The 7,492-nt window shown below is 67.0% G+C and carries 5 protein-coding genes; 1 reads left to right on the top strand and 4 read right to left on the bottom strand.

What is annotated here, in order from left to right:
• Positions 1-203: 203 nt before the first annotated feature.
• From OVA30_RS24885 to OVA30_RS24875, 3 genes are all read right to left on the bottom strand, one after another.
• Positions 204-2,348 (bottom strand): helicase-related protein, encoded by a 2,145-nt coding sequence (locus tag OVA30_RS24885; protein WP_268177322.1) that lies wholly within the window; start codon positions 2,346-2,348, stop codon positions 204-206.
• A gap of 1,072 nt (positions 2,349-3,420) precedes the next feature.
• Positions 3,421-4,071, bottom strand: coding sequence for a hypothetical protein (locus OVA30_RS24880; RefSeq protein ID WP_268177320.1), 651 nt, complete (start codon positions 4,069-4,071; stop codon positions 3,421-3,423).
• A gap of 123 nt (positions 4,072-4,194) precedes the next feature.
• Positions 4,195-6,345, bottom strand: coding sequence for a methyl-accepting chemotaxis protein (locus OVA30_RS24875; protein ID WP_268177535.1), 2,151 nt, complete (start codon positions 6,343-6,345; stop codon positions 4,195-4,197).
• A gap of 508 nt (positions 6,346-6,853) precedes the next feature.
• Between OVA30_RS24875 and OVA30_RS24870 the strand changes: the two genes are divergently transcribed.
• The gene (locus OVA30_RS24870) at positions 6,854-7,048 is read left to right on the top strand and encodes a hypothetical protein (RefSeq protein ID WP_268177319.1); all 195 of its coding nucleotides are present in this window, start codon (positions 6,854-6,856) and stop codon (positions 7,046-7,048) included.
• 30 nt (positions 7,049-7,078) lie between these two features.
• Here OVA30_RS24870 and OVA30_RS24865 read toward each other — a convergent pair whose 3' ends face one another.
• Positions 7,079-7,360 carry a hypothetical protein gene (locus OVA30_RS24865; RefSeq protein ID WP_003603222.1) on the bottom strand — a complete coding sequence of 94 codons (282 nt, stop codon included), beginning with the start codon at positions 7,358-7,360 and terminating at the stop codon, positions 7,079-7,081.
• Positions 7,361-7,492: the final 132 nt, after the last annotated feature.

Here is a 7,492-nt window from a genome sequence, read left to right as displayed (position 1 = left end):
CCGCCCGACGCGGTCAGATCACCTTGCACCACGCCGCCGTCATCGGCAGGGGAGGGGGCTTCGCAGCAAGCTGGAACCCGAACAGCCGTCAGACGCAGGGAAGGGGAGAGGCCCAGAGCTCCCTCGAAACCGACGCGGATCAAATCAGCTGAGCCGCAGCTCACCCGCTCCCCCGAGCTAGGCCTGATCTCGCCAAATCGCGATCACCGCGTTCCCCCGGCCCGCCTTCCCCGACGCTCCGCCTTGCGCGTCGCCGTCTGCTGCAAGTGATGCTCGATCGCGTCGTTGGCGTAACGGCGCATATGCCGGGTCGCCTCGATATCATCGAAAGTTTCGGGAAAACGCAGCGCCAGCCATAGATAGGCGCTGGCGAGTTTCACCGTCCGCTCCTGATAATCGAGTTCGCCGGTCACGCTCGCCCGCAGGGCGGGGACGGTTGTCCCGGCCGCGCGAACTTGGCTCCAGCGCTCCAGCATACCCATCGCAATCTCGTCGCGCCGATTGATCGGACAGACAGAGAAGATGAACTTTTCCTCGATCGGCAGCCGAGCCCGGTCGATGATCCGCGCGATCTCGAGAACCTCTTCGAGCGCCGATGGCTGGAACGGCGAGCCGGCGTAGAAAGTGGCGCGCGCGAAATGCGTCATCACTTCATAGAGGCTCGGCGTCTGCATCTCCTCGGCCACGGAGCGGATCGCAGTCAGATCGGGACGCACGTAGAAGCGGGTGTCGGCCGCCGGCGCCGTTGGTGCGCCGGCCAGGGCGGTTCGGATCGGCTCGATGGCGGTCGGCTCGGTCGCCGCCACATAGCCGACATCCTGATGCCCGTAGCGCCCGGCCCGACCGGCGATCTGCCGGATCTCGGAATTGGTGAGCACGCGCTCCTGGACGCCGTCCCACTTGCGCACGGTCGAGAAGACGATCCGCTTCAGAGGCCCCAGATTGAGGCCCATGCCGATCGCATCCGTCGTCACCAGAACGTTGGCCTCGCCGGACCGGAACCGTGCCGCTTCGGCGCGGCGAACCTCCGGCGACAGAGCGCCGTAGATCGTCGCCACCCGGTGGCCCCGAGCGACGAGGATTTCACGATTCTCGTGCACGGCCCGGCGGGAGAAGGCCACCACGGCATCACCCGGCTCGACTTTCTCCAGGGGGACGGGTTCGTCGAGAAGCACGAGCGGCGATTTGCGCTCGAAGTTGATGACTTCGAGCGACTCGTTGGCCGCCTCGGCGGCGCGGCGCACGTAGGAGAGCGCGTCGTCCGATCCGCAGACGATGACGGTCCTGGCGGGAACACCGAACAGGGCGTTCGTCCAGGCCCAGCCGCGGTCCGGGTCCGAGAGCATCTGGATTTCGTCGATGACGGCGACGTCGATCGGACGGGTTAGGTCGGCGGTCTCGATCGTCCGGGCCGTGTGGGTCGGGTCGAGCTCGCCCAGCACTTCCTCGCCCGTGACCATGCCGGCCCGAAGGCCGCGCTCGCTCAGCGCCTCGTAGTTTTCCAGCGCCAGGAGCCGCAGCGGTGCGAGGTAGGCGCCGGTCGGGGCGGCGCTCAGCGCCTGGAGAGCCGCATAGGTTTTTCCCGAATTCGTGGGCCCCATGTGAAAGAGGATGCGCCGGTTCAGACGGCGGGCGGCGGCGAATTTCTCGATATAGGCACCGAACCCGACTTGATCCCGCAGGCGCCGCAGGCGCGAGCCCTCGCGTGCCACGGCTTTTGCACGCTGGCGGACCGGCGTCAGGGCATCCGCGAGGGAGCGCGCCAGCCTCGGACTGAAGTTGAACGGGCGGGAGCGCAACGAGCGGTCCAGATGCTCGAGATAGGCCGCCGCATCGGCGCCTACCTCGCGAAGATCGACGAGGATCTGAGACCTGAGCCGATCGACCGGCTTGCGCAGGTCGCGCGTGGTCTGGACCGCCAGCTCCGTCACGGCGGCGCGCAGTTCTTCCAGCCGACGCGTCGGATCGTTCCGCGCCGCCATGCCCTGGAGGATCTCGGCGATGATCGGGTCCGGCGCGGCAACGATACGCAGGTCCATGCGACCGGCATCGAGCAGCGGGATGCCGACCCGGATGGTCCACCGGATGCTTTGGTCCTTGGCCACCACCGCCCTGAGGGCAGGGACCGCTCGCTTCAGGGCCGGAATGCCGGTCTCGACGAAGGCACGCGCCGTCTTCATCTCGCGCAGAGCGTGCGCGACACGCTCGTCTTCGACCGCCGCACCGAATTCCGGCAGTTCGAGGTGGATGCGCAGAGCCTCGACATCGATCTGTGCCGGGGACAGGCCGAGACGGCCGACAGCCTCGATCAGGCTTTCGGCTGTGGGGCGGAGACGCTTGCGGGCCATGCACTCACTCTCGACGACGTCTGTCCCGAAGCCGGATCTCCCAGCCTCACCTTGCTCCGTTCATAACCCGTTTCGGCCGGGGTGTTCTCCGGAGTGACGGAAGAAGGTGCCGCGGATAGCAGGTGCCTCGAAAGAGTGATTCTCGGAAAGATCAGCTGCTCGACCGGAGCCGTATTCGTAAGCTGCCACCCGCGTGCGGAACCGCAGCCTGGAACAGGTGCTCGATCCGCCGCCAAAAGGGGGTACCGGTGACGAAGCTCGTCCTTTCGCAGAATTCAGATGGTCTCTGGACGGTTTCGACCGCGGGGCTTGTCGTCACGGGCTTGCGTCGACACGAGGCGGAGGCATTCATCGCGTCTTATGAGCGTTGTTCGGCTGTTATGAACAGCTGACATTGTTGCGGTGCTCCTGCCGATGATTTGCTTTGATTGGTCGATTTCAACCGGCGCGCCCGTGCCCTTTTGGTAACAGTGCAGTTAACCCTTTTCGCCTAAAAGGCCTGTTCACACCGATGGACAAGCCTTCATGACGAGAACCGCTCCGAAGCCGGTCGCCCGCAAATCCGACGCTGCGAAGTCTGCGTCTTGGAGCGATTACGACCCGTACTTCACGCCCCGGAAGGCGCCGGCCGGCTCACAGGGGAACCCGACCGCTCCTGCTCTGAACCGCAGCAACAGCCCGTATTTCCCGAGACTGCCAGGCGTATCACAGGGCTGAGCGTTGGCTTGAGGCGGCGGGCTGTCTCCGTGTTGTCGGAGACAGTGATGCCCATGAGCGCAGCACGTACGCATCGCCCGCGTCGTGAAGCCTCGCCACCAGGACGCTGACAGAAAAAGCCCCGCCGCGGCTGGGCCGGGCGGAGCAAAGTGGGATTTACGAAACCCGCTGGAGGCGGGCATGAGGTAGACGGGCGGTCAGCGGCGTTCAGTCCGGCGGCTCTGCCCCGCGCTCAACGCACGGCGCTCGCATCCCTCCGGAATCATGCCGCCGCCGACCAACCGGTCCATCGCCCCCACGAGCCGTATTGAGTCCGGCGATCAACGCCCGCTGCGACGCGGTCAGCGGCACCACCCTACCGGACCACGCGCCCCGGCCGAATGTCGGCCTCAGGAGCGGCCGCGTCCCATAGGCGGTCTTGCTCCCGCAGCAACTCGGCACGCTCGCGCGCACGCGTTGTCTCCGGCGTCGCGTCACCCTCGGGCGCAGCCGCAACGGAGGGCACCCGCGGCAGTTCCGGCAACAGCGCTCGGGTGAGTGCCGCGGCGATCCGTTCGAGGTCGGCCGCGGGGATATCGAGTTCAGCCCTGATATCGACGCACCGCTTCACGGCCAGATCGGCGCAGGTCTCGCCGGCCCAGCCGAATCGTTCGCCCGGCATGGCGCGCAGCCGCTCCAGGCGCCGCCGGTCGGTTGCGCTGCTGTCGTGGTCGGCTCTCGCGCCAGGGACCAGCCGCGCGAGTTCTCGGAGCAGATGGGCCCGGATTGCGGACACCCGCACCGGGCCGATCTTGCGCACTGCCATCAACTCGACCGGCGACGCGAGCGCCAGCGCGGCCATATCGGCGAAACCGGCCTTGCGCAGCCGGGCCCGGAGCGAGGCCGTCAGCAACCCGCGCCCGTAGCCGCCGGCCGCGAGGCGTTCGGCGGCTTCCTCTGACAGGCCGTCAAAGAGCGGCAGATGGGCGGAGACCGCGTCGAAGAGCGTGGGCTGGAACGTTCTCATGCCTGGGCCGGATCGTTTCACCCGCTCCTACAGCGACCGCTCGTCGATGTCTGCGGCGTTGCGCTCCGCCCGAGGCTGATGCTCGTTGCCCTTTGTCGCCCTTGGACGCGTTCGTTTGTCGCCTTATGCGGCCCGGACGTTGGCCAGGAACTTCTCGACCTCGGATCGCAGAACGGCTGACTGGTCCGCAAGGCCATCGGCGGCGGTTGCGACCGCGCGAGCGGCCTGTCCGGCGCCTTCGGCCTCCTGTGCGACCTCGGCGATGTTGGTCGTCACCTCCACGGTTCCCGTCGAGGCCTGAGACATGCTGCGTACGATCTCCTGGGTCGTCGCACCCTGCTCCTCGATGGCGGTCGCGATGTTCGTCGTCACGCTTCGCATCGCCTGAATCTGCTGTGCGATGTCCTGGATCGCCTGCGAAGCACCTTCGGTTGCGCCCTGGATCGCGGTGATCTGCTGGCCGATCTCGTCGGTGGCCCGCGCCGTCTGGCTGGCGAGTTCCTTCACTTCGGACGCCACGACCGCAAATCCGCGCCCGGCTTCGCCCGCACGCGCCGCCTCGATCGTGGCGTTGAGTGCCAGAAGGTTGGTCTGGCTGGCGATGGTCGAAACCAAACCGACGACATCCCCGATGCGGGTCGCAGCCTGGGCGAGCGCGGCCATCGTCTCCTCGGTGCGGGAAGCCGCCTGCACGGCCGCGGCGGACATCCCGGTGGCCTGCTCCACTTGCCGGCCGATCTCCTGGACGGTCGCGCCGAGTTCTTCCGCCGCCGCCGCCACGGCATTGACGTTGCTGGCCGTCTGCTGGGCGGCGCCGGCGACGCTGGTCGAGCGTTGCGCGGTCCCCGACACCGCGTTTTGCATCGTCGCGGCCGAGCCCTGCAGACCCGCGACGGCGTGTGCCACCCCGGCGACGATGCCACCCACGGAGTCCTCGAAGCGGTCGGCGAGGTCGCGCAGAAGGGTGCGGCGCGCCTGCTCTTCGCGCAGCCGTGCGGCTTCCGTCGTCTGAAGCTGCTGAGCGGCCTCTTCCAGCGACATGTCGCGGATCGTCACCACAGCGCGGGCGATGTCGCCGATCTCGTCCCGGCGTCGGCTGCCCGGCACCTCAGCCAGCGTCTCGCGAGCGGCGAGCGCGCTCAGGGCTTGGGTCAGCGCGCTGAGCGGCCGGACGATCGAGCGGGCGAGGAGCAGCCCGAGGATGGCCGTTCCCAGGAGCACGACGAGCGCGGTGAGGGCGAGGGTGCGCGAAAGGGTCTGCACCGCACCGACGGCTTCCGCCTCCGTCTGCTCCGCCACCACCGTCCACGGCGCGCCCAAGACCGAAACCGTGGCGCTCGCCGCCATGTGGCGTCCGTCCGCCGCCGGATAGGCGAAGCTTCCGCCGGAGAGTTGCGATGCGGAGAAGCCGAGATCCGAGATCGGCGCGCCGGCCTTCACGGCCGGGTTGAGGGGAGGATTCGAGCGGAGGCGGCCATCGGCGCCCGCTGCCAGGATTTGCCCGGTCTCGCCCAGACCTGCCCTTTTGGCGAGAGTCCGGTCGAACAGAGCAGGGGTCACGCGAAGGACGACGAAGCCGATCCGCTCCACCGCCTGGGCGGTGCCCATGGCGACATTGGCTCGCTTGGTCATGGCCCGGCCGATGAAGGCCGAGGGTCCGCCGACCGGATAGGATGCGAAATCCTCGAACGCCGTCGCCCCCGGATCCTGGCTCTTCAGGCGCTCGACGAGGCGCGCGAGCCCGGTTTCCTTAAGGCTCGGATCGTCGAGCGACTTGGCGAAGTCGTTGCCTTTGGTCGTCGTGTAAACAACGCGTCCGCTTTCATCGAGAAAGATCAGATCGGCATATCCCGGCTCGGCGACGATCCGGCGGGCCACTTCCTGCACCTTGACGTGCCGTCGACCGTACATCGCGGTCGCGGGCGTGCTGTCCAAAGCAATGCGCGCTTCGACCGTCGGGGGGCTCTGGAAAGCCTCGACGATGCCGGCAAAATCGGGCTTCGAAGGGTCGAGGGTCTCGACCAGATCGGGGAAGTTCGAGACGATCTGCGGGTGACCGGCGGCAGCCAGAAAATCGGCCTGCATTCTGTCTGCCACAAGCTCGATACCGTCGCGTCGAGCAGCCGCAGCAAGCTCAAGCCGAGCCCCGGCCGCTTCGATGAGGCCCGACTTGGCCGATGACCAGCTCAAACCCCCCATTGCCGCAGCGCTGAGAAGCGCGAGACCAATGGTCATTGCGGGCAGACGGACCCCAAGACGGGACGCAGCGATCATAATTCGGCAGACCAAGTTGCAGTTTTCAGCGCAAAGCAGTGCCGTGCCAAGACTTAAATTTTTATAACGGAAGGACGGCCGGCCCATTAACGGAGAAGTGGGGCGCCAAGATTTCTGTGAGTTCCGCGCGATGCCTGCAACTCAGGGTTCGGACATCCTTGTTGGAAACTTAGAAACGTACATCCCCGGAAGGCAATACGGTATCCCTGCCGCACGACCTCCAAACTGTTGGGTTCGCAGCGCCTGCTGCAACGCCACGGCGGCGTGTGTCCTGGTACTGCCTCGCTGCAGGGTGTCGCTTGATCCGTCCGACGCGGCCAGCGTCTCGGCAGGCGTCGAGGTTGTTCGAGCTGGGTCAGGTCCACTTGGCTCGGCGCTGTCCGGCATCTGCTACGGGCCGAGATGCGGGCGGGGCCTCGACAGGGCCACACTGCTGCAACAAACGCCGCCCCTCGTCAGATTGAGAGGTCGAGCATGGTGTGCGCTGGCCGCAGCGCGAGCGGATGCGGTGGACGTGCTCGTCGAGCGGTATCTCGACACGTCGAACGGCAATGCCGTGGCTGCCCTTCGACAGGCCATCTCGGACGCACTGCAGGACGCGGTCGAGTGCCGGCAGAAGCTGGAGGCCGCCGAACGGGCGGCTTCGCGCGGATTCAGGCGGCAAATGCCGATGCCGCGCATGACAGGGACGGCCTTCCAGTAGGCGGTCCGTCCCTTCGATAGGCGACGGGCGCTAGCTTGCTGCCCGGCCGAGGTTGCGGTCGTTGATCGCGGTGCCCATCACGACCTGCCCGGTTCGGCCGCCCTGCGTTCTGCCCGCCGATGCCTGTCCTCGAGCGGCGCCGAACGACAGCGCTTCGACCTTCAGACCCCGGCGCATGTTCTCCGGAAGATCGGAGTGGTCGTAGTAGCCCGCGTCATGGGCCATCGCATCCATGGCCTGGATTTCGTTGGCGGCCGCGCCGGTCCAGAGGATCGCGCCCGTTCCGCCCTGGCGAATTTGGAAAACCGACATTGTCGCGTCCTCACTGGGTGTTCCAAGATGAGACGCGCGAGTCGGGTCGTCGTTCCCCAATCGACGTGGACCGACGGCCCGTTGTGCACCGGTCGGCTGTCCCACGCTGAAGGAGCGCTGGTCGCGCCGTAT

The sequence above is a fragment of the Methylorubrum sp. SL192 genome (assembly GCF_026672325.1).
GTDB lineage: Bacteria > Pseudomonadota > Alphaproteobacteria > Rhizobiales > Beijerinckiaceae > Methylobacterium > Methylobacterium extorquens.
Note: the sequence above shows the minus strand (reverse complement) of the source record. Positions and strands in the feature narration are given on the sequence as shown.

What these genes read in the sequence shown, in the direction of transcription:
- OVA30_RS24885 (WP_268177322.1), bottom strand. Translation starts at nt 2,348, where the DNA reads ATGGCCCGCAAGCGTCTCCGCCCCACAGCCGAAAGCCTGATCGAGGCT.
- OVA30_RS24880 (WP_268177320.1), bottom strand. Translation starts at nt 4,071, where the DNA reads ATGAGAACGTTCCAGCCCACGCTCTTCGACGCGGTCTCCGCCCATCTG.
- OVA30_RS24875 (WP_268177535.1), bottom strand. Translation starts at nt 6,345, where the DNA reads ATGATCGCTGCGTCCCGTCTTGGGGTCCGTCTGCCCGCAATGACCATT.
- OVA30_RS24865 (WP_003603222.1), bottom strand. Translation starts at nt 7,360, where the DNA reads ATGTCGGTTTTCCAAATTCGCCAGGGCGGAACGGGCGCGATCCTCTGG.